This is a genomic window from Flavobacterium frigoritolerans, assembly GCF_025847275.1.
Classification (GTDB): domain Bacteria; phylum Bacteroidota; class Bacteroidia; order Flavobacteriales; family Flavobacteriaceae; genus Flavobacterium; species Flavobacterium frigoritolerans.
In genome coordinates this window covers 97,656-118,256 of record NZ_JAOZEV010000004.1, presented here as the reverse complement: position 1 = coordinate 118,256, position 20,601 = coordinate 97,656, and the positions used below count along the sequence as shown (strand labels likewise).

The 20,601-nt window shown below is 32.2% G+C and carries 22 protein-coding genes; 11 read left to right on the top strand and 11 right to left on the bottom strand.

Annotated elements, in window-relative coordinates; all coding sequences use genetic code 11:
* Positions 1–193: 193 nt before the first annotated feature.
* The 3 genes from OIU80_RS06985 to OIU80_RS06975 all read left to right on the top strand — a co-directional run bounded on the left by OIU80_RS06985 (position 194) and on the right by OIU80_RS06975 (position 4,159).
* Positions 194–3,037, top strand: a complete 2,844-nt coding sequence (locus tag OIU80_RS06985) for a TonB-dependent receptor (RefSeq protein WP_264286321.1) — start codon at positions 194–196, stop codon at positions 3,035–3,037.
* A 103-nt stretch (positions 3,038–3,140) separates the two neighbouring features.
* On the top strand, positions 3,141–3,563 hold the full coding sequence (locus OIU80_RS06980; protein ID WP_264286320.1) for a hypothetical protein: 423 nt from the start codon (positions 3,141–3,143) through the stop codon (positions 3,561–3,563).
* Positions 3,564–3,649: 86 nt separating this feature from the next.
* Positions 3,650–4,159, top strand: a complete 510-nt coding sequence (locus OIU80_RS06975) for a septal ring lytic transglycosylase RlpA family protein (protein WP_264286319.1) — start codon at positions 3,650–3,652, stop codon at positions 4,157–4,159.
* Here OIU80_RS06975 and OIU80_RS06970 read toward each other — a convergent pair.
* Entirely contained in the window at positions 4,152–4,607 is a 456-nt protein-coding gene (locus tag OIU80_RS06970) for a DinB family protein (protein ID WP_264286318.1), read from the bottom strand. The two genes, OIU80_RS06975 and OIU80_RS06970, sit on opposite strands and share 8 nt — an antisense overlap.
* Before the next feature lie 73 nt (positions 4,608–4,680).
* On the opposite strand from OIU80_RS06970, the gene OIU80_RS06965 reads away from it, so the two are divergent.
* From OIU80_RS06965 to nadD, 5 genes are all read left to right on the top strand, one after another.
* Positions 4,681–5,034, top strand: a complete 354-nt coding sequence (locus OIU80_RS06965) for an arsenate reductase family protein (RefSeq protein WP_264286317.1) — start codon at positions 4,681–4,683, stop codon at positions 5,032–5,034.
* A gap of 57 nt (positions 5,035–5,091) precedes the next feature.
* On the top strand, positions 5,092–5,952 hold the full coding sequence (locus OIU80_RS06960; protein ID WP_264286316.1) for a YicC/YloC family endoribonuclease: 861 nt from the start codon (positions 5,092–5,094) through the stop codon (positions 5,950–5,952).
* 71 nt (positions 5,953–6,023) lie between these two features.
* A complete protein-coding gene (gmk, locus tag OIU80_RS06955; RefSeq protein ID WP_264286315.1) occupies positions 6,024–6,599 on the top strand; it encodes a guanylate kinase in 576 nt (191 codons plus the stop codon).
* Positions 6,600–6,659: 60 nt separating this feature from the next.
* Positions 6,660–7,082 (top strand): DoxX family protein, encoded by a 423-nt coding sequence (locus OIU80_RS06950; RefSeq protein ID WP_264286314.1) that lies wholly within the window; start codon positions 6,660–6,662, stop codon positions 7,080–7,082.
* 116 nt (positions 7,083–7,198) lie between these two features.
* The gene (gene nadD, locus OIU80_RS06945) at positions 7,199–7,780 is read left to right on the top strand and encodes a nicotinate (nicotinamide) nucleotide adenylyltransferase (protein ID WP_264286313.1); all 582 of its coding nucleotides are present in this window, start codon (positions 7,199–7,201) and stop codon (positions 7,778–7,780) included.
* A gap of 254 nt (positions 7,781–8,034) precedes the next feature.
* On the opposite strand, the gene OIU80_RS06940 is transcribed toward nadD, so the two are convergent.
* The 8 genes from OIU80_RS06940 to OIU80_RS06905 form a co-directional block, all read right to left on the bottom strand.
* Positions 8,035–9,504 carry a nicotinate phosphoribosyltransferase gene (locus tag OIU80_RS06940; protein ID WP_264286312.1) on the bottom strand — a complete coding sequence of 490 codons (1,470 nt, stop codon included), beginning with the start codon at positions 9,502–9,504 and terminating at the stop codon, positions 8,035–8,037.
* Between the two features lie 24 nt (positions 9,505–9,528).
* Positions 9,529–10,257 carry a metallophosphoesterase family protein gene (locus tag OIU80_RS06935; protein ID WP_264286311.1) on the bottom strand — a complete coding sequence of 243 codons (729 nt, stop codon included), beginning with the start codon at positions 10,255–10,257 and terminating at the stop codon, positions 9,529–9,531.
* Between the two features lie 33 nt (positions 10,258–10,290).
* Positions 10,291–11,130: an ADP-ribosylglycohydrolase family protein gene (locus tag OIU80_RS06930; protein WP_264286310.1), complete on the bottom strand. Its 840-nt coding sequence runs from the start codon at positions 11,128–11,130 to the stop codon at positions 10,291–10,293.
* A 49-nt stretch (positions 11,131–11,179) separates the two neighbouring features.
* A complete protein-coding gene (locus OIU80_RS06925) occupies positions 11,180–11,722 on the bottom strand; it encodes an RNA 2'-phosphotransferase (protein WP_264286309.1) in 543 nt (180 codons plus the stop codon).
* Between the two features lie 20 nt (positions 11,723–11,742).
* Positions 11,743–12,279, bottom strand: a complete 537-nt coding sequence (locus OIU80_RS06920; protein ID WP_264286308.1) for an NADAR family protein — start codon at positions 12,277–12,279, stop codon at positions 11,743–11,745.
* On the bottom strand, positions 12,276–13,109 hold the full coding sequence (prs, locus tag OIU80_RS06915; protein ID WP_264286307.1) for a ribose-phosphate diphosphokinase: 834 nt from the start codon (positions 13,107–13,109) through the stop codon (positions 12,276–12,278). Before prs ends, OIU80_RS06920 begins: the two co-directional genes overlap by 4 nt.
* Before the next feature lie 74 nt (positions 13,110–13,183).
* Entirely contained in the window at positions 13,184–13,876 is a 693-nt protein-coding gene (locus OIU80_RS06910; RefSeq protein WP_264286306.1) for an NUDIX hydrolase, read from the bottom strand.
* A gap of 291 nt (positions 13,877–14,167) precedes the next feature.
* Complete coding sequence (locus OIU80_RS06905; protein WP_264286305.1) at positions 14,168–15,064, bottom strand: LysR family transcriptional regulator; 897 nt, start codon at positions 15,062–15,064, stop codon at positions 14,168–14,170.
* Positions 15,065–15,151: 87 nt separating this feature from the next.
* Between OIU80_RS06905 and OIU80_RS06900 the strand changes: the two genes are divergently transcribed.
* From OIU80_RS06900 to OIU80_RS06890, 3 genes are all read left to right on the top strand, one after another.
* The gene (locus OIU80_RS06900) at positions 15,152–15,916 is read left to right on the top strand and encodes a type 1 glutamine amidotransferase domain-containing protein (RefSeq protein WP_264286304.1); all 765 of its coding nucleotides are present in this window, start codon (positions 15,152–15,154) and stop codon (positions 15,914–15,916) included.
* Between the two features lie 162 nt (positions 15,917–16,078).
* Complete coding sequence (locus OIU80_RS06895) at positions 16,079–17,236, top strand: iron-containing alcohol dehydrogenase (protein ID WP_264286303.1); 1,158 nt, start codon at positions 16,079–16,081, stop codon at positions 17,234–17,236.
* Positions 17,237–17,520: 284 nt separating this feature from the next.
* A complete protein-coding gene (locus tag OIU80_RS06890; protein ID WP_264286302.1) occupies positions 17,521–18,516 on the top strand; it encodes an NAD(P)H-dependent glycerol-3-phosphate dehydrogenase in 996 nt (331 codons plus the stop codon).
* 169 nt (positions 18,517–18,685) lie between these two features.
* Here OIU80_RS06890 and OIU80_RS20870 read toward each other — a convergent pair whose 3' ends face one another.
* Both OIU80_RS20870 and OIU80_RS06875 read right to left on the bottom strand, forming a co-directional pair.
* Positions 18,686–19,726 carry a bifunctional transcriptional activator/DNA repair enzyme AdaA gene (locus OIU80_RS20870; RefSeq protein ID WP_319004960.1) on the bottom strand — a complete coding sequence of 347 codons (1,041 nt, stop codon included), beginning with the start codon at positions 19,724–19,726 and terminating at the stop codon, positions 18,686–18,688.
* Positions 19,727–19,736: 10 nt separating this feature from the next.
* Complete coding sequence (locus OIU80_RS06875) at positions 19,737–20,510, bottom strand: isocitrate lyase/PEP mutase family protein (protein WP_264286301.1); 774 nt, start codon at positions 20,508–20,510, stop codon at positions 19,737–19,739.
* Between the last annotated feature and the right edge of the window lie 91 nt (positions 20,511–20,601).

Genomic DNA, 20,601 nt, shown 5'->3' with positions numbered 1-20,601 from the left:
CGGCCTCATCACATTAGCATTTTAACAAATAATCAGGTCAAAAATTCAAAAAAACATTAATTTTCTTATTATAAATCAATAAAACTGCTTTAATACTCAAGAGATTACGCAAAACATAATTTTCTTAACGTTTTGATAACATAATCCGATTAATTTGTTATAATTTTGCCAAAAACAATTAACTAAATAACAAATGAAGACAATGAAAAATTGGTTACTCACAGGACTATTGTTCATGATAGTTTCAACCGTATTTTCTCAAGGAAAAATCACTGGTACTATTACTGATGGTTCAAATTCTTTACCAGGAGCTAATGCTGTTGTTAAAGGATCAACAGATGCTGGTTCTAGCGATTTTGATGGTAAATTTACTATTACAACTTCAGTAGCATCTGGAGAAGTAGTTATTTCTTACTTAGGTTACGATTCAAAAACCGTTAAATTTTCTGTTTCTAAAGGAGGAACTGTTAATTTAGGTACTATCATTTTAACTTCAAACTCTAACCAATTAGATGAGATTGTTGTAAAAAGTTCTATAGTTGATATTGCTAAGGACAGAAAAACTCCTGTTGCTGTTTCTACTATAAAAGCTTCAGAAATTCAAGCAAAATTAGGAACTCAGGAATTTCCTGAAATCTTAAGAAATACACCTTCAGTTTACACTACAAAAGGTGGTGGTGGATATGGTGATTCAAGAATTAACATTCGTGGATTTGACCAAAAGAACATTGCTGTAATGGTAAACGGTATGCCAATTAACGACATGGAAGGTGGAACTGTTTACTGGAGTAACTGGGCTGGACTTGCAGATGTAACTTCAGCGATGCAAGTACAAAGAGGTTTAGGTTCATCTAAACTTGCTGTATCTTCTGTAGGAGGTACAATAAACATTGTAACTAAATCTTCTGACATGAAAGAAGGTGGATCATTTTCTTCAGGATTTGGTAATGCAAATTATTTAAAATTACAAGGTTCTTACAATACTGGAAAATTAGACAATGGTCTTTCTGCTTCTATTTTATTGGCTCAAACTCGTGGAGACGGATATGTAAAAGGAACAGAATTTGAAGGTACAAATTATTATGTAGCTTTAGGATATTCTACAAAAGACAACAAACATGATTTCCAATTTACTCTAACTGGTGCACCACAATGGCACAACCAGAGATCTTCAAACATATCAATTGAAACTTACCAAAAATACGGTTCTGTTGACAATCCAAATACAAGATATAATGCAGATGCAGGATATTTAGATGGAGAAACGTACAATATTAAAAAAAATTACTACCACAAACCAATTGCTTCTATCAACTGGGATTACAAAATAAACGAAACTACAAAACTTTCTAGTGTATTTTATGCTTCAATGGGTCGTGGAGCTGGAGCAAGTGCTTCAGGTGGTATTAGAGGAAAAGTTTACAGTGATGCAACAGCATTCAGAACTGCTAATGGATTAGTAGATTACGATAAAATTGTAGCTTACAACTCTGGAAAACCAGTTTTCATCGATGGCTTTACTGGACCTCAAACTAGAGCTCAAGTTACACTTCCTGATGGTAGTAAAGTTTACCAAAACACGTTTTCTTCTGGATCAAGTGCAAACACTCCTGCTGCTGCAAGTTCAGGAACTTCAGGAATCTCACAAACTGCATCTATCAACTCACATGACTGGTTTGGTGCTGTAATTAATTTGAACAAAAAATTAAGCAACACATTAACTTTAGATTTTGGAGTTGATGCTAGAACTTACAAAGGATACCACTATACTGTATTAACTGACCTACTAGGTGGAGGTGAATTTTACGATACATCAATCAAAAGCTTACAACCAGGAGGTAGACACCTTACAACTGAGTACTCTACAGACGTTCAATGGAATGTTTTCAAAAAAGTAGACTACGAAAAAATCTCATTCAACAGTACTGGAAATGTAAGATGGTATGGAGCTTTTACTCAACTTGAGTATTCTAAAGATAACTTAACTGCATTTGTTCAGGGAGCAATCTCTCAACAAGGATACAAAAGAGAAGACAACTTCTTATACAATCCTGCTGTAGATCCTAAATTAGCTTCTACAGATTACAAAAACATAATAGGTGGTAACGTAAAAGGTGGAGCTAACTACAACATCAACGAAAAAAGCAATGTGTATGTAAATGCAGGTTACTACTCAAAACAACCGTTTTTTAACGCTGTTTACCCAAATAACAAATCTACAGTAAACCCTAACCTTACTAACGAAAAAATCATTGGCTTTGAAGCTGGATACGGATTCCGCTCTCGTTTCTTCAATGCTACTGTAAACGTTTACAACACAACTTGGAACGATAGATACTTAAAAGGTAAAGCTCTTCCAACTAGTGTTCAATACCCTTCAAATACTACTTATACAGAATACGTAGGTCTTAATGAAGTTCACTCAGGAATTGAATTTGAAGGAAGTTCAAATTTGACTGAAAAATTAAAAGTTAATGCAATGTTCTCTTACGGAATTTGGGAATACAAAGGAAATGCAACTGTAAATGCTTATTTACAAGCAGACAATACTCCAATTCCAGAGTTCACAGGGACTACAGTTTACATGGACAAAGTAAAAGTTGGTGATGCCGCACAAATAACAGCTTCTTTAGGTGCATCTTACGAAGTACTAACAAGAGTAACATTAGATGCAAACTACAATTTTAATGACAAATTGTACGCAGGATTAAGCCCAGTAGATTTTACTTCTCCAAACAACAAAGGAGCTTTAGAATTACCTTCTTACGGAATAATGGATGCAGGTTTCTCATACAAAATGCTTTTAGGTAGAGATAAAGACAAATCAATGAACTTTAGATTAAACGTAAACAACGTTTTAGACAAAATTTACATTGCTGAATCTAGAACAAATACTTTTGCTGACGATTTCATTAATGGAAAAGATGGAGCTACTTATGCTTCAGCTGGAAGAACATATAATGGTGTTGCAACAAGCAACCAAGTATTCTTTGGTTTCGGAAGAACTTGGAACTTTACATTAAGTTATAATTTCTAATATTTAGAATCAAAATAATTATCAAAAACGGCATTGGCTTTTAGCTTAATGCCGTTTTTTTATGCCATAATTTTGTTTATATTTGTTTAAAAAACTTAGTTCTATGTACGATTTCATACAAAAATTTCACTCTGGATGGGCTTATATTGTCTTAATCCTTTTATTAGTTGCTGTTATAAATGCCATTATTGGTTTTGTTTCAAAAAAAGATTTTACATCTACTGATCGTAAGATTGGTCTTTTTGCCCTGATTGCGACTCATACCCAATTATTAATCGGATTGTTTCTTTATTTTGTTTCTCCTCTTGGTAAAGCAGCTTTCGGACAAATGTCAAACGCAGAACTTAGACTTACTTCATTAGAACACCCATTAATTAATATTATAGCTATCATTTTGATAACTGTTGGCTGGTCAAAACATAAAAACTTGATCACAAGTGAATCTAAATTCAAAACATTTTCAATTTTTTACGGTTTAGGATTACTACTGATTTTAAGTAGATTACCATGGAATTTATGGTTCTAAAAACACAAACAAAGCCCTAATTACAGGGCTTTTTTTAATTTCGGCATATTATTTGTGTAAGTATATCCATCTTAAAAATAAAATTTATGAGTAATAAAACAACTATCATACTTTCTATCCTAATCATTACTTTTTTAAGCTGTGGTTTTTCATATATAAACAGTCAAACCAAACCAGTAAACCTTAAAGTAATTCAGGATACTTTAAAAAACCCAAAAAATAAAACTGTTGCCTCTCCTACTAATACAGAAAAAGACTCTATAACAATAGATAAAAATTCCAAATTAAAAATTTACAAAAAATCTGCTCACGCTTCTTATTACTCAGACCGTTTTAATGGTCGAAAAACTGCAAACGGAAGCCGTTTCAACAACAATAAATATACTGCTGCTCACAAAAAGCTTCCGTTTGGTACTAAAGTAAAAGTTACAAACGAGGCCAACGGAAAATTTGTAATCGTAGAAATCACTGACAGAGGTCCATTTGTAAAAACACGTGAAATAGATTTATCTAAACGTGCATTTATGGACATAACCAAAAACAAAGGTGCTGGCGCAATGAAAGTAACGATTGAAACAATAGAAAAAATTAAATAAATTTCTGAATACTCATCATAATTCCAACGTGAAGCGCTTCATGATAGTTATTAAAAGGTAACGCATCTTCGATATCGTTAAGAGTAAAACCAAGACTTGTCGTTAATTCATTGTATGACTTAAACACTTTAGCATTATAATCTGCTTCTGTTTGATTTATAGTTTCAAAGAGCAATGATTTAATTTCATCAAGTTCTGTTTGCGATATAGCACCATCGGGCTTAGTCCCTTTTCTATATTTATCTACTAACTCATCTGAAACCATCATTGGCAATCCCGACAATTTATATACTAAAAGTTGCTGCGTAACAATAACATGTGCAATATTCCAAATTATATTATTATTAAAACCCTCTGGAATTTTGTTTAATTGCTCTAATGAATAATTCTCTAAGAATTGTGATGTCAATTTTCTACTGACTCTGATTGTTTCAAATGTTTGATTCATGATTTTGTTTTTTTATAAAAATAAACATTTTGAATATTAAAAGGGTTTTCTTTGTACTCAAAATTTCGACACTATGAATAAAATATACTACCTCGCCTCTTGCGATACTTGTCGCAAAATAATAAAAGGACTACCTAAAGATATAGATTTGGTATTTCATGACATCAAGCAAAATCCAATTACTGAAACTGAACTTGAAGAAATGTACCGTCTTTCTGGCAGCTACGAAGCCCTGTTTAGCAAAAAAGCACAATTGTATAAATCAATGGATTTAAAAAACAAATCATTGACTGAAGCCGATTTCAAAAAATACATACTAGAACATTATACTTTTTTGAGTCGTCCTGTCTTTATTATTGATGAAAAAATATACATTGGCAACTCGCAACAAAACATCTTACAGGTAATGAAGGTTTTAACCAAATAACCTTCAACAGCATTACAGCAAATATTTCATTATCTTTGCCCCTTTATATCCAATTATATGATACAATCCATGACAGGGTTCGGCAAAGCTTCTTTGCAATTACCAACAAAAAAAATTACTGTAGAAGTAAAATCGTTAAACAGTAAAGGCCTAGACCTCAATGTTAGAATGCCTTCACTTTACAGAGAAATGGAGTTGGGTTTACGCAATCAGATTGCATTGAAACTAGAAAGAGGTAAAGTCGATTTTTCTATTTTTATCGAAAGTACTTCTGAACAAACATCTACGAAAGTAAATGTTCCTATCGTGAGAATTTATATCAGCCAATTAAAAGAAGTTTATCCTGAAGCAGATGAAACTGAATTGATGAAAATGGCTATTCGTATGCCTGACACATTAAAAACGGAACGCGATGAAATTGACGAAAATGATTGGGAGCAAATTCAAACTGTAATTGAAGAAGCATTACAAAACATCTTAACCTTCAGAAAAGATGAAGGTGAATCTCTTGAAAAAGAATTCCAGTTAAGAATAACTAATATCCGTCAGCATATGACAGATGCCCTAGCACTGGATCCAGAACGTGTTCAAGCAATCAAAGATCGTTTACAAACTGCAATTTCGGAACTCAAAGTAAATGTTGATGAAAATCGTTTTGAACAAGAGCTTATCTATTATCTTGAAAAACTAGATATAACTGAAGAAAAAGTACGTTTAACCAATCACCTTGATTATTTCTTAGAGACTATTAACGGCACTGAAGCCAATGGTAGAAAGTTAGGTTTTATCACTCAGGAAATGGGTCGTGAAATTAATACCATGGGATCAAAATCAAATCATGCTCAAATGCAAAAATTGGTCGTGATGATGAAAGATGAATTAGAAAAAATTAAAGAGCAGGTTTTGAATGTTTTGTAAAAACTAAAAACCAGAAAAGATATAATAAATATAAGCTTAAAGCATAACGCTTAAAGCCAAAAGCATAAGTAATGAAAAAAGGGAAATTAATCGTATTCTCAGCACCTTCCGGTTCAGGAAAAACAACCATCGTTAGACATTTATTAAGTAAAGAAGATTTAAACTTAGAATTTTCTATTTCGGCAGCTTCCCGCGAACCTCGCGGAGAAGAAGTTCATGGAACTGATTATTATTTTATTTCCTTAGAAGAGTTTAAAAAACACATTAAAGCCGAAGATTTCCTAGAATGGGAAGAAGTTTACCGTGATAATTTTTACGGAACTTTAAAAAGTGAAATCGAACGTATTTGGGCATTAGGGAAAAATGTAATTTTTGATATTGATGTTTCTGGAGGATTACGTATTAAACATAAATTTCCAGAAGAAACTCTTGCGGTTTTTGTAAAACCTCCAAGTATAGATGAACTAAAAATTCGTTTAAAAAAACGTTCTACCGAGAGTGAAGACAAAATCAATATGCGTATTGCAAAAGCATCTGTAGAATTAGCAACTGCTCCTCAATTTGACAAGATTATCAAAAATTACGATTTAGATACTGCCAAAGAAGAAGCGTACCAATTGGTAAAAGAATTCATTAATAAAAAATAGCTTTTCTACGCTCTAAAAAGCAACATAAAACCCAAATTATTTTAAAATAAAAGTACTATTATGAATAGATTATTTCAAGTAAAAAGAAGCGAAAATAACGTAGATTTTATCATTCTTATAATCCGATTATCAATTGCAACATTGATGATTTTTCATGGTTTACTAAAGTTAAATAAACTTTTAGCAGGAGGCGAAATTCAATTTCCTGATCCTCTAGGAGTAGGGAGCACGCTCTCTTTAGGTCTTGTTGTCTTTGCCGAAGTTATATGTTCATTTCTTATTGCAATAGGATTAGGCACAAGATTAGCTTCGATACCTTTAATAATAACAATGTTAGTTGCTGTATTTGTTATTCATGGCGCAGACCCAATCAATGCTAAAGAAATGGGGATTTTATATCTATTATTTTATTTACTCCTTTTTGTAACAGGAAGTGGTAAGTTCTCAATAGACAACTTCATTAGTAAAAAGAGTCGTTTTTAAGCTTTACAGCTAATATTTTTAGAACAATTTGAAAGTAAAAAAGATAAACTACCTCATCCTGTAAATACTGATGTAGTTAAAGCTATTTAATCTATCAAACAAAAATTACCTTTTTTATGAAAATTGGTCTTTATTTCGGAACTTTCAATCCCATACATGTTGGGCATCTAATCATTGCCAATCACATGGCAGAACATGCCGATTTGGATCAGGTTTGGATGGTAGTTACACCTCATAACCCTCTTAAAAAGAAAGACACTTTGCTAGATGATTATCATCGTTTGCAAATGGTTCATTTAGCTACAGATAGTTTTGAAAAGTTAAAACCTTCGGATATTGAGTTTAAACTCTCTCAACCAAATTATACTGTAAATACATTAGTTCATTTACAAGAAAGATACCCTAATCATGAATTTTCATTGATTATGGGCGAAGACAACTTAAAAACCCTTCATAAATGGAAAAACTACGAAGTGATTCTTCAAAATTATGATATTTATGTTTATCCTCGAATTTCATCTGAAGTAGAAAACTTAGAACTAAAAAACCATCCTAAAATTCATTTAATTGATGCACCTATTGTAGAAATATCTTCTACTTTTATTCGTAACAATATTAAAGAAGGAAAAAATATTCAACCACTATTACCCGAAAAAGTTTGGGAATACATTGACCATAATAATTTTTACAAAAAGTAATTATAGTAACTCTTTATAAAACTTTATTTAACGCATAGAAACATAGACATTATGCATTAAAAATAAAACGAAAAGAAATACATTTCTCTCACATAGCTAGCTCTGTGTATTTAAAATAAGTGAAATGCCTGTTTTTTCTAGAGTACAAAAGCTATGTTTATATGCGTTAAAAACAATTATACACAACGAGTCTTATTTCGTATTATATCAAAAAAGCCTAAATGTTAATTTCATTTAGGCTTTTCCTTTATTAGTTAGCTTATAGCAAGCTCTTCTTTTTTTACGTTATTTCTAATCTCTGTTAATGAGTGGTCGATTAATAATTTACCATCTCTAAAGACTTCTTTTAACTCTCCTTTGCGCTCTTCTTCCCAAGAAACATTATCGGTTAATTGATATACACCATCTACTAAATCAATCTTCATTAATCCTTTAGCAGATTTCTTAGTTCCGTCATCAGTAATCGGATCTTTAAAGATAGCTCTTCCTTCTCCGTTTACTTCGCCATAAGTAGCTTTCATTGCAAAACCAAAAGTATCTCTGGTATTGTATTGATACGTAAATGAACCAATTCCTAAAACCACATTTGTAGAAGCAAAACCTTTGGCTTTTAATCTTTCACAAATTTGAGTTGCTCTGGCTACAGTTATACTATCACCATATATTGCTCCAATTTGCGGCACTAATTCTTTATATCCTTTACTATTTGTGGTTCCTCCAAAAACATCCCAGATTAACTCAATAACACCTTTCTTTTCTTCTTCTGTTTTCCCATTTGGGTTACCGCAAATAATATCAACAGGATCTCCGCTATCAGGTCTAATCACTACTTTTCCTTCTCTTGAAATAATTTCTTCTTTTAATCGAGGTAAGTAATCCGTTAATACCTTCCACAAATCCCAAGTATCTGCAACTATAGAAACAATTCCTTTAGGATACACTTCACAAATCAATCTTTTAAAAGTATCATATTCTCCTTCAGTCGTTCCCATGCACATTACAGAATGCTCGGTTGCTGCTACTGAACCAGCAACAAGCTCAACATCTGAATTGGCATTGTAATACTCCTCTAGAAAATCAATTGCAGGAATAGTATCAGAACCAGCAAAACTTAATAAATGTCCTGCCGAAGATGTCACTGCTGCTTCTATCCCACCCATTCCTCTCATAGAGAAATCATGTCCTTGCCAATCTACAAATTCTGGAACAGATGAAGTTTCTTGTGCGTATTTATCAAGTACTTTTCTATACTCTTTAGCAATTGTTGCAGAATTACAAGGCAACCAAACTACTGCCGAAAGCAATGTTTCGAAATAATTTGTTAACCAGAAGAATTCTGGAAGTGTATTGTACATTGTAAACATAGGCACACGAACAGGAACACTTGCCCCCTCTGGCAATGCTTTAAAAACCATCGGAATATATCCTAAGTCATGTAAATCTTCAATATGTTTAGTTCCAACTAAGTTTTCTCCTAAATAGTTATTAATTCTTCTTGCATATTTTTTCACAACCTCATCTTTTGGCTGTTTAAAAAAGTATAAATCAAAATCCTGAATGATATACTTTTTGATAAAATATTGCAATCCGAAAAATACTACCTCATCAACTCCTTCAATTCTAGATTTTCTTGGTGTCCAATTAGAATATACTAATGTTGTTCCTGTTGGATATTGTCTTCTGTGGTCAACTTTATAACCATCTGTTAATAATAATGGGTTCATGGTTTATTATTTTAATTTATACATTTAATTTCTTCCTTTTTCGTTCGGATATAATCCCTGAACTATATCACTTTGCCAAACTGTTTTTGTATCAACATCTATACAGGATAATTTTCCTAGAAAAGCAGCTCCTGTATCAATATTCCAAACATTACAACCTTGCATAGGAACTTCGATATTGTAATTTAATGTTGGTGTATGCCCTATGTATATTTCTTCGTAAAGCAATAATCTTTTGGGATAGGAAAGGGAGTCTTTTTTTATACGAGAATCCATCGTCAAAGCCATTTCCCATAATGTTCTGTCCCAAGAATAATTACTCGAATAATGTTCTTTTTCCGGACCATGCATGGATGAAAATCCTGCGTGAATAAACAATCGATTTTGCTCATCGATATAATAATCTTTCATGCTTTCGAAAAAGAACAAATGCTCCGCTATTTTCTCAGAACTATAATCTTCACAGCTTTTTATAGTCGCTGTTCCTCCGTGTTTCAACCAAATAGTATTTGGCTTTCCTGATTGCAACCATTCCTGACACCAAATATCATGATTCCCTTTAATAAATATACAACTATGTGTTTTATTCAATTCGATAAGAAAATCAATTAATGCTGCAGATTCACTCCAACCATCAACATAATCTCCTAAAAAAATAAGGCGGTCATTTTCTTTAACCTCAACTCTTTCTAATAATTGAACCAAAGCTTTTAAACCTCCGTGAATATCCCCAATAACTAAAGTTCTTTTCATGATACTTATAGAATTACGTGAGCTTCTTGATTGTTATTTAAATTTATTATTCAACTCTAAATCCAATTTGATTAGAAAATCTTTCCCGAATTTATCATTCTCTAAACCTTCATACAAAAATCCTGGCAACACTTTATCACAATTTTCTTTATGACTTAAAATTGCCATACATAAAGCAGCAACAGTATCTGTATCTCCGCCATAACCTATACTTGTTTTTAAGCAATCACTCATAGAAGTGGCCTCTGAAACAATTTTAATAACCGATTGTGTTGTCGGATATCCGTGCATATCGATTGGAGAAGTAATCTTGTAGGTTTCATTTTCCTTGAGCGTTTCATTTAAAAATGGTATCAAAGTCGATCCATCTCCTAAATTATATTTAAAATAATGAACAGCCAAAGCAATACGCTTCGCACAACTGATACCTTCAATCGTATGATGAGAAGTTTTTGCCTGAATTTCGCAAAACTCCTTTAATTGATTAATATCTCTTAAATAACCAATAGAATATGCTCGCATTGCAGAACCGTTTCCATTACTTCCATTATTGATTATTTTAATAAAATCAGATCCATTTTTACTGGCGTCTAAAGCATTATAAACCCTGTCTGAATATCCTCTTCTTTTATCTCTGTGAAATACTTCGACAAACTTATCTGCAACTTTAATCTCATTCCAATTATTATCTTCTAATAACAATTCTGAAATTGCGATTGCCATTTGAGTATCATCTGTATATCTTTTATAAATTTCAGTATAAAGTCCGTGTTTATGATACTCCGTTAAATTGTTGTTTTGAGTAATAAAATCCAAATCTCGAAATTCAAAACCTGCACCATATGCATCGCCAATTGCTGCTTCTAATATCATAACCGCTATTTTTACTTATTAATTTGAATTGCTTTAATTCTGTTTATTATTAAAACTCAATATATTTTGCTGGAACGGCATCTGTTAACCAAACATTATTTTCAGACAAATAAAATTTAAATCCGTCTCTGTGCATAGCACCACTTCTAACGCTTAAAATTTGAGGAGCTCCTCTTCTTCCGCCCACCTTAATAGCTGTTTCTCTATCTTGGCTAAGATGTACGTGTTGACGGCTCATTTTCTGAAGTCCTTCTTTTTTGATGCTTTCCATAAACTTTCCAACTGTTCCGTGATACAAAAACTCCGAAGGTTCTGCTTCATCTAGTTTTAAGTCAACCGAAATTGAATGTCCTTGGCTTGCTCTTATTTTAGTTTTATCCTCATTAAAAGCAAATCTTTTTTTATCGTTATTTTCTACTACATAATCCAGAAGTTCTGAATCTAATGTATTTCCATTTTTCGAACATTTTGTAATCAATTCTTCTACATCTGCCCAACCATTTTCATCTAGTTTTAAATTTATGGTTTCTGGCGAATGTCTGAGTACTAAACTCAGGAATTTGCTAATGCTTTTTGCTGTTTTTTCATTCATAATTTCTATGAGATAATATTTTACTTTAATTCATCCCTAACTTCCATCAAAGCAAATCCTAAAAGATTTAGTCCTCTCCATTTCTCAGGATTTAGAGCATCTTTATGATCACTTGCCATTCCTATTCCCCAGATTGGGTCAACTGGACTAGCTTCTACTAAAACTCTATCCTTCGTATTGATTAGAAATTCTTTTAAATCTTTATTTTGGCTGAATTTATGATAATTTCCTTGTTTCACAATTTCATATCGGTTTGCTAACCAAACGGCATCGTCATAATTTTTAACTTCTCTACCTAACTTTTTAACTTCAGCAGGAGAATTGGCTTTAATTATTTTTGCTAAAACCTCTTTATCGTTAAACAATTCTGCTTTCTTCGCCATCATCCAATGTTCTGCCGTTTTATAAGTCACATTATCAACTTCAAATGAACTTAGCCACCACTGACTGAAACAAGTTTTAGAAATACTTCCGTCTTTATTTGGTTGATGTCCCCAGAAAAAGAGATATTTATTATCTTGATTTTCTACTATCAGTTTTTCTATACTATACTTCATATCAATTCGCTTAATTTTATCACTTCAACACTTTCGCCTTCAAAATCTTTGAAAGAGTTTGTTGTGAATATTTTATCAAAACAATCTAAAACCTCAAAACCTTTGTTGAAAATTCCGTGGCTTACCGCTAAATATAATTTACCAGCATTTTTCTTTTTTAATTCTTCCGCTAGACCTACAAAAGTTCCTCCACCATCGCATATATCATCTACAATAAGACAATCAATTCCTTTTAAGTCATCTTCATATACTTTAAATCCAGACAATCTTCCTGTTTTTACATCACGGCTTTTGCTACATTCAACAACATCTACTCCACCTAAAAATTCAGAAACTTTGTAAATTTTTTTCAAAGCTCCTCCGTCTGGAGAAATTAATTTTACATTACTTCCTATTGTTTTAATAACTGTAGCAATAAAAGTATGATTAGGAATCACTTCACAATTATTTACCAAAGCTGGTGTAACTTCAGAATGTGCATCAAAAACAAACACTTTGTTCAATTGCATTGCATTAATAATATCTGCATATACTTTTACAGATAATGGCTCCCCTTTTATCATGACACGATCTTGTCTTGCTGCTGGAAAATATGGAATAAACAAATCAATAACTTTTACGTCCATCCTTCTTAAGGCATCAACAGCTAAACACAATAATCCAAAATCATTGAATGAATTTAATCTATGTGTAATTGTTATTTTTTGATTGACATCAAAATCAGGATTAATCTTGATATGTGGCTCTCCTCCTGAAAAAATGAAACTTTTAAAATCTATTTCTTTTTGTCCTGGAAATGGTCTAAAATTTGGGTCTAAATTAAGTATCATAATTTTTTTAGTTTGCGTTAATTATACGCAAATATACATTTAATATTTTGTTCGACAATTATTTTGTGTAAAAATTACGCAAACTTTATTTCAAAGTGAAATCCTTCTTTCAATAAAGCATTGTATTTCTGCTGATTAAACTTAAATAATTTGGCAGGTCTCCCTGTTTTATTAGAAGAAAAATTATCTGTTTCTTGAATAATCCCGTAGCTTAAAATCTTTTTTCTAAAATTTCTTCTATCAATTTCTTTCTCTAAAATTGTACAATACAAATTCTCTAGTTCAGAAAACAGAAACTCTTCTGGCAATAAATCAAACCCAATTGGTTCGTAAGTAAGTTTTGCTTTTAAACGCTCAATTGCTTTTTTTAGAATCAAATTATGGTCAAAAGCCAAAACTGGAATAGCATCCACTTTAAACCATTGCGCATTATCTGCATCAGAATCGGCCTTCACTTTTAGCTTAGAAGGATCTACTAACGCAAAATACGCTACAGAAATAACTCTGTTTCTGGGATCTCTAAAGACATCATCGCCGAAAGTAAATAATTGCTCAAAGTGATTCACCGTAATATTAGTTTCCTCTTTTAACTCCCGTTTTACTGCTTCCTGCAATGATTCATCATTTTGTACTAAACCGCCTGGCAAAGCCCAGTACGATTCTGTAGATCCAAATTTTTGCTGAATTAAAAGTACATATAATTGATTGTTTTGGTATCCAAAAACAATCGCATCGACAGCAACTCTAATATTTTGATTTTCTATCATAACTCTAATGCGTAAAATTTACACAAATATAATGAGTATTTGTGTTCATTAAGTCTTAGCAATCTTATTAAACTATAAACATTAGCTTCTTGCATTTAATTCGTAAAAATGATATTTAACGCATAGAAACATAGATTTGAAATTAAAACTTAAGGTGTTTTTAAAAAATTATAATTTTTTCACATAGTCCTATGTGATTTATTTTGAGTGAAATGTCTTTTTTAAGCTTTGCAATCTATGATTCTATGTGTTAGAAATTTACATCAAACGGATTAAACATTAATAAATTAATCATTTTAAAACTTGCTTTAACTCTCCAGCAATGGTTTCAAAAATCGGACTCAGATTACTATTTTTTCCAGACAACAAGAAAACATCTATACTTGGCATTTCTTTACTATCCCATAATAATTTAAGCTTATTTTCCTGAATCAATTCTTTTGCATTGCAATTCCATGTTATCCCAATTCCGTTGTTTTTAGAAAGTACTCTTAGCATTTCACTTTCATTAGGAATAATATAATTGGCTACCATCGATGGCCTTTTTTTATTAAAGACATTTAACCAAAATAATTTAATATGTGGAATCCGCGCATCATGACTATACCATTTTTGCTCATTAAGCCATTGCTCTATTTCTGATAAATTTTTAGTTTTTAGTTTTAACTTAAATTCATTCGTTTCAAGTTCTGGGGATGAAACCATAACCAATTTAATTTTTCCAACAATTTCATGAATAGTATCAAACGTATCAAACTGCTTGGTAATAATTGCAAAATCAAGTTTCTTAGTATCTACTAACTCAAAAAGTGTATCATTATCATGGAAACTAAAATCTATAAAATCGAATTTAGGAATTAGAATACTTCCTAAACTAGCAAATAGATTTTTAGAAATGCCAACAGAAATTAATCGATTTGCATCGGATGCTTTTGCACGAAATCCATTCTCAACATTTTCGAGGCGATCAAGAGCATCGATAATAAGATTATTAAGTAACTTAGCGTAATCCGTTGGTTCGACTCCTTTAGATTTTCTGTTAAATAGTTTATATCCCACATGAGCTTCTAACATTGATATTTGTTGACTTACTGCAGGTTGACTAATAAAGAGCTCTTTGGCTGCCAAAGAAAAATTGCCATTTTTATATACCGATTTAAACGTTCTGTACCATTCTAGATTGACCATGATATAAATATATTTATCACAAACATAATTTATTTTATTTTTACTAATACCTTAATTGCTCTAATTTTGTATCAAATAAAATTCAACATGAAGAAAATCGCTCTATTTGTTATTATCGCATTAACTATAAACTGTGCAAAAACTACCGCACAAAAAGTAAATAAAAAACATATGAAAAAAGTATTATTTGTTGTTACCAGCCATGATAAGTTGGGTAACACAGGCGAAAAAACTGGATTCTGGACAGAAGAACTTGCTGCGCCTTATTATGCGCTTGCAGATAAAGGAGTTGAAATAACTATAGCAACACCACTTGGAGGACAGCCACCAATTGACCCAAAAAGTGCTGACCCAGCATCGGCAACTGAAGACACTAAACGATTTGATGCTGATAAAGTTTTATTAGAAAAATTAAAACATACTATTAAATTATCAGATGTAAATCCTGCCGATTATGACGCTGTATTTTATCCAGGTGGACACGGTCCTTTATGGGATCTTGCCGAAGACAAAAATTCAGCAGCGTTAATTTCTGCATTTTATACTCAGAATAAACCTGTAAGTTTTGTTTGTCATGCTCCGGGCGTTCTTAAAGACGTTAAGGTAAATGGCGAGTTCTTGGTAAAAGGGAAAAAAGTTACCGGATTTTCTAATGCTGAAGAAGAAGCTGTTGGATTAACCAAAATAGTGCCTTTTTTACTTGAAGATGCCTTACAAAAAGATGGCGCAATTTATTCTAAAGGACCAAACTGGGAACCATACGCAGTGGAAGATGGTTTATTAATTACTGGTCAAAATCCCGCATCATCTAAATTGGTTGCTGAAAAATTATTACAAAAATTAACTAAATAAGATTCTAAGCCACTAAGGTTCTGAGTTGCTAAGATTGGAATATCTTTAAGAAAGCTTAAAAACTTAGTGTCACAATAAATATTAATAAAAAGATATCAAGTTGCCAGGATCAAAAAAACTTAGAACCTTAGTGCCTTAGTATCTTAGAAACTCTAAAAAAAAATGCTAAACTTTGAATTATACAATCCGACAAATTTAATTTTCGGAAAAGGACAAATTGAGAAACTAAAGGATCTTGTTCCTCAAGGAGCAAAAATATTATTGGCTTACGGAGGTGGAAGCATCTTTAAAAACGGAATTCACGAACAAGTAATCAACAACTTAAAAGGTTTTGATATTGTGGAATTTGGCGGAATTGAACCAAATCCTCATTTTGAAACGTTGATGAAAGCTGTTGCAGTTATTAAAGCCGAAAAAATCGATTTTATTCTAGCTGTTGGTGGTGGATCTGTAATTGATGGTGTGAAATTTATTTCGGCAGCAGTTAATTTTGAAGGAAATCCGATTGATATTCTTCAAAAACGTTTATTGATTAAAGAAAATGCAGTGCCATTTGGGACGGTTTTAACTTTGCCTGCAACAGGAAGCGAAATGAATTCGGGTGCTGTAGTAACTATCGAAGCTACTCAGGAAAAATTAGCTTTTGGTGGAAGCGCCTTGTTTCCTAAATTCTCTATTTGCGATCCAACTGTTATTGCTTCTTTACCAAAAAGACAATTACAAAATGGTGTTGTAGATGCTTATACGCACGTAATGGAGCAATATTTAACGTATCCTCATGAAGGATATTTACAAGACAGGATTGCCGAAGGTATTTTACAAACGTTAATAGAAGTTGGTCCAAAAGTAGTTGAAAACCCTACTGATTATACGCTGGCTTCAAACTTTATGTGGAGCTGTACTATGGCGTTAAACGGATTAATTCAAAAAGGGGTACCGAGCGATTGGGCAACTCATATGATTGGTCATGAATTAACTGCTCTATACGGTATTGACCACGCAAGAACGTTGGCAATTGTTGGACCTAGTTTATATCATGTAATGTTTGAAACTAAAAAAGGAAAACTAGCACAATACGGAAGACGTATTTTTAACCTAACTGGTTCTGATGATGAAGTAGCAAAAGAAGCTATTAACCAAACTGTAGCTTTTTTCCATACTATGGGAATGGATACTAAACTATCTCAATATACTGATGATTATGATAAAACAGCCGATTTTATCGTAAATCGTTTTGAGGAAAGAGGTTGGAAAGGTTTAGGAGAAAACCAATTGGTTACTTTAGATAAAGTGAAATCGATTGTAGAAATGAGCTACTAGTCGCAGTCGCAGTATTTTACTGAAAACTAAAAAAAGGCGTTCTTAAAACTTATTAAGGACGCCTTTTTACAATACTAAAACAAAACTAACTAACTCAATTTGTAAATTCATTTAACTAAAATTCTAATTCATAAACTACTACAACGCAAGAATCAAAAACTTATTGTATGTATTGTAAAAAAAAGTTGTTTTTTATTATTGATACCAAAATCAGTACATTAATTGGGCGCTTTTTTGTGTTATTACTGCATTATTAAGTACTTTTGATGAAAATTAATAATTAAATGAGCGAAAATTTAAAATTTGCAGTTATCGGTGGTGGAAGCTGGGCGACCGCCATTGCAAAAATGCTATGCGTAAATCTTTCTGAAATTTCGTGGTATATGCGTAATGACGCTGCTATCGAACACATTAATAAATACAAACACAACCCGAATTACTTAAGTTCGGTAGAATTTGATACTCAAAAACTAAAGCTTACCAATAATATAAATGAAGCGGTTGAATATGCAGATTATATTATTTTTGCTATTCCGTCGGCATTCTTACATGCTGAGCTAGAAAAACTAACAGTTTCGTTAGAAAATAAGATTGTCTTCTCTGCTATTAAAGGTATTGTTCCAGAAACAAGCTTAATTGTTGGTGAACATTTTCATATAAAATACGACATTCCATATTATAACATTGGTGTTATTACTGGTCCATGTCATGCTGAAGAAGTTGCGCTTGAAAGATTATCCTACTTAACAATTGCATGTGGTGATCCTAACAAAGCCAGTGTCGTTGCTAAAAACCTATCTGGAAACTATATTAAAGCCAAAATTTCTGATGATATTATTGGTACTGAATATGCTGCAATGCTTAAAAACATTTATGCAATAGCTGCTGGAATTGCACATGGCTTAGGCTATGGCGATAATTTCCAATCGGTTATAATGAGTAATGCAATTCGCGAGATGAAAAAATTCATCAAAAAAGTGCATAAAATGAAACGTAACATTAATGACTCGGCTTACTTAGGCGATTTATTGGTTACGGGTTATTCTGTTTTTTCAAGAAACAGAATGTTCGGAAATATGATTGGTAAAGGATATACTGTAAAAAGTGCTATGATGGAAATGAGTATGGTTTCTGAAGGCTATTATGCAACCAAAAGCGCTTACAAACTAAACCAAGGTTATGGTGCAAAAACACCTATTATAGATGCTGTGTACAGTATTCTATATGAAGGTAAAGATGCTAAAACTGTTTTCAAGAAATTAACTGATGTATTAGATTAGTTTTCAGTTTACAGTGACAGTTTCAGTAAAAAGTAGAGTAAAAATAAAGGACATAAAAAAGAGAGTCAAGAGGAAATAAATTAACCTTGACTCTCTTTTTGTTTTTATAATATAGTAGATACTCTATATGTATTTATAGCAAACTACAACTTAAAACTGCGACTGAATACTATTTATTTTCCCCTTCCATTTCAAGGAGCCATTTTTTTCTCCATAAACCGCCACCATAACCTGTCAATTCTCCATTCGAGCCTATAACTCGATGACAAGGAATGAGGATAGAAATTCTATTCATCCCGTTTGCGTTTGCAACAGCCCTAACCGCTTCTGGTTTATCAATTATAATAGATTGTTCTTTATATGACTTTACAGCTCCGTAAGGAATTGCTTTTAAAGCCGTCCATACTCGATTCTGGAAATCAGAACCTGGTGAAAAAATCGGAACGGTAAAATTTTTTCTTTCTCCATCAAAGTATTCTTTTAATTGACTTTCTAACACATTAAAATGCTCATTCTCTCCTTGAATAATAGTTGCATTCAGCATTTTTGCTAAAGCTTTTAATTCTGTTTCTAGCATTTTCCTATCTGTAAATTCAAGCAGACAAATTCCTTCCTTTACAGCACAAGCATACATCGTACCCAAAGACGTTTCTATCCTCTTGATATCAATCAAATTCTGTGTCTTACTATTCTTAGGTGAAACTCCAAACACGGATTTAAAAGTATCATTAAACCCACTCAGCGATTCATATCCTGCATCAAAGGCTGTGGCTGTAACACTTTCTCCTTCTTTTATTTTTTTGAAAGCACTATTAATACGAAACATTCTTTGATAGGCTTGAAATGTAATTCCATGATTTTTTAAAAACCATCGTCTCATTTTACTTGGCTCAATCCCTCGTTTAACCAAATCATAATCTTTAAATTTAAGAGAAGGATTCTCCGATAATTCTCTTAGAATTTCTTTTATAAAATCGGGTGTTTCATTGTATTTCTCTAACGGAAAACAAACTTTACATGGTCTGTATCCTTTTAAAATAGCCTCTTTTGAGGATCTGAAAAATTCTACATTTTCTCTTTTTGGTTTTCTTGCAGTACACGTAGGTCTACAGAAAATCCCTGTGGTTTTTACTGCAGTAAAAAAAACGCCTTCAAACGAAGTGTTTTTATTTACTGCTGCCTGATACATTATATCATCTGTGAGTTTCATAATTATATCTTTAGAAAATTGGGATGAAACTATTTTTTTCAATTATCTCCTTTGTAACCTTTTCCAACTGTTTATTAAGGAATGTGTGTATAAAATTACCCATACTAATGCGTTTAACTCCTAATGCTTTTAATGTTTCAAAATTAGGAAGATTCGGCATACACATAACATTAAGAGGAACATCTATTGTATCTATTATCGCTTTTGTATCATCCGGATTTGTAATACAAGGAAGAAAAACGCCATCTATATTAGCCGTTTGATATTGTTTTATTCTATGTTTGGCTTCATCTAATGCATTTGGCAAATCTAAAAGAAATACATCACAACGAACATTTATAAACATTGTGATATTTCTTTTTTCAAGACCATCAACAATCGCTTTTAGTTTGATTGTAAACCGTTCTACATCTTCTATTGTACGTTGGGAGTTATTTATTACTGAGTCCTCAATATTAATCCCTACAACGCCTACTTCATGCAATCGTACCATAGTTGCAATTATTGCTTCGGCTGTATTTCCGTATCCTGCTTCCAAATCGACCGTTAAAGGAAGCGTTGTCGAAACTGCTATTCTTTTAATTATAAAAAAATAATCTTCAAATGGCATATCTTCTCCATCTTCATAACCCAAATCACTTGCAACTGCAGCACTCGAAGTACCAATAGCCTTGAATCCTAATTTTTCATATTGCAAAGCTGTCTGCACATTCCACACATTTCCAAGTAATAGTGGTGTTTCACCTAAATGTAATTTTCTGAATTCTTCAAATCTTGTTGTCATAGTATATCGCAATTATCTATCACAAAAATACTTTAGACGTTATACCCCCAGCAACCGAAAAATTGACAAGTATTTTTTTTAAGCATAAAAA

Excerpts from the sequence above, each read along its gene's own strand:
- OIU80_RS06985 (WP_264286321.1), top strand. The coding sequence starts at position 194 with ATGAAGACAATGAAAAATTGGTTACTCACAGGACTATTGTTCATGATA.
- OIU80_RS06980 (WP_264286320.1), top strand. The coding sequence starts at position 3,141 with ATGTACGATTTCATACAAAAATTTCACTCTGGATGGGCTTATATTGTC.
- OIU80_RS06975 (WP_264286319.1), top strand. The coding sequence starts at position 3,650 with ATGAGTAATAAAACAACTATCATACTTTCTATCCTAATCATTACTTTT.
- OIU80_RS06970 (WP_264286318.1), bottom strand. The coding sequence starts at position 4,607 with ATGAATCAAACATTTGAAACAATCAGAGTCAGTAGAAAATTGACATCA.
- OIU80_RS06965 (WP_264286317.1), top strand. The coding sequence starts at position 4,681 with ATGAATAAAATATACTACCTCGCCTCTTGCGATACTTGTCGCAAAATA.
- OIU80_RS06960 (WP_264286316.1), top strand. The coding sequence starts at position 5,092 with ATGATACAATCCATGACAGGGTTCGGCAAAGCTTCTTTGCAATTACCA.
- gmk (WP_264286315.1), top strand. The coding sequence starts at position 6,024 with ATGAAAAAAGGGAAATTAATCGTATTCTCAGCACCTTCCGGTTCAGGA.
- OIU80_RS06950 (WP_264286314.1), top strand. The coding sequence starts at position 6,660 with ATGAATAGATTATTTCAAGTAAAAAGAAGCGAAAATAACGTAGATTTT.
- nadD (WP_264286313.1), top strand. The coding sequence starts at position 7,199 with ATGAAAATTGGTCTTTATTTCGGAACTTTCAATCCCATACATGTTGGG.
- OIU80_RS06940 (WP_264286312.1), bottom strand. The coding sequence starts at position 9,504 with ATGAACCCATTATTATTAACAGATGGTTATAAAGTTGACCACAGAAGA.
- OIU80_RS06935 (WP_264286311.1), bottom strand. The coding sequence starts at position 10,257 with ATGAAAAGAACTTTAGTTATTGGGGATATTCACGGAGGTTTAAAAGCT.
- OIU80_RS06930 (WP_264286310.1), bottom strand. The coding sequence starts at position 11,130 with ATGATATTAGAAGCAGCAATTGGCGATGCATATGGTGCAGGTTTTGAA.
- OIU80_RS06925 (WP_264286309.1), bottom strand. The coding sequence starts at position 11,722 with ATGAATGAAAAAACAGCAAAAAGCATTAGCAAATTCCTGAGTTTAGTA.
- OIU80_RS06920 (WP_264286308.1), bottom strand. The coding sequence starts at position 12,279 with ATGAAGTATAGTATAGAAAAACTGATAGTAGAAAATCAAGATAATAAA.
- prs (WP_264286307.1), bottom strand. The coding sequence starts at position 13,109 with ATGATACTTAATTTAGACCCAAATTTTAGACCATTTCCAGGACAAAAA.
- OIU80_RS06910 (WP_264286306.1), bottom strand. The coding sequence starts at position 13,876 with ATGATAGAAAATCAAAATATTAGAGTTGCTGTCGATGCGATTGTTTTT.
- OIU80_RS06905 (WP_264286305.1), bottom strand. The coding sequence starts at position 15,064 with ATGGTCAATCTAGAATGGTACAGAACGTTTAAATCGGTATATAAAAAT.
- OIU80_RS06900 (WP_264286304.1), top strand. The coding sequence starts at position 15,152 with ATGAAGAAAATCGCTCTATTTGTTATTATCGCATTAACTATAAACTGT.
- OIU80_RS06895 (WP_264286303.1), top strand. The coding sequence starts at position 16,079 with ATGCTAAACTTTGAATTATACAATCCGACAAATTTAATTTTCGGAAAA.
- OIU80_RS06890 (WP_264286302.1), top strand. The coding sequence starts at position 17,521 with ATGAGCGAAAATTTAAAATTTGCAGTTATCGGTGGTGGAAGCTGGGCG.
- OIU80_RS20870 (WP_319004960.1), bottom strand. The coding sequence starts at position 19,726 with ATGAAACTCACAGATGATATAATGTATCAGGCAGCAGTAAATAAAAAC.
- OIU80_RS06875 (WP_264286301.1), bottom strand. The coding sequence starts at position 20,510 with ATGACAACAAGATTTGAAGAATTCAGAAAATTACATTTAGGTGAAACA.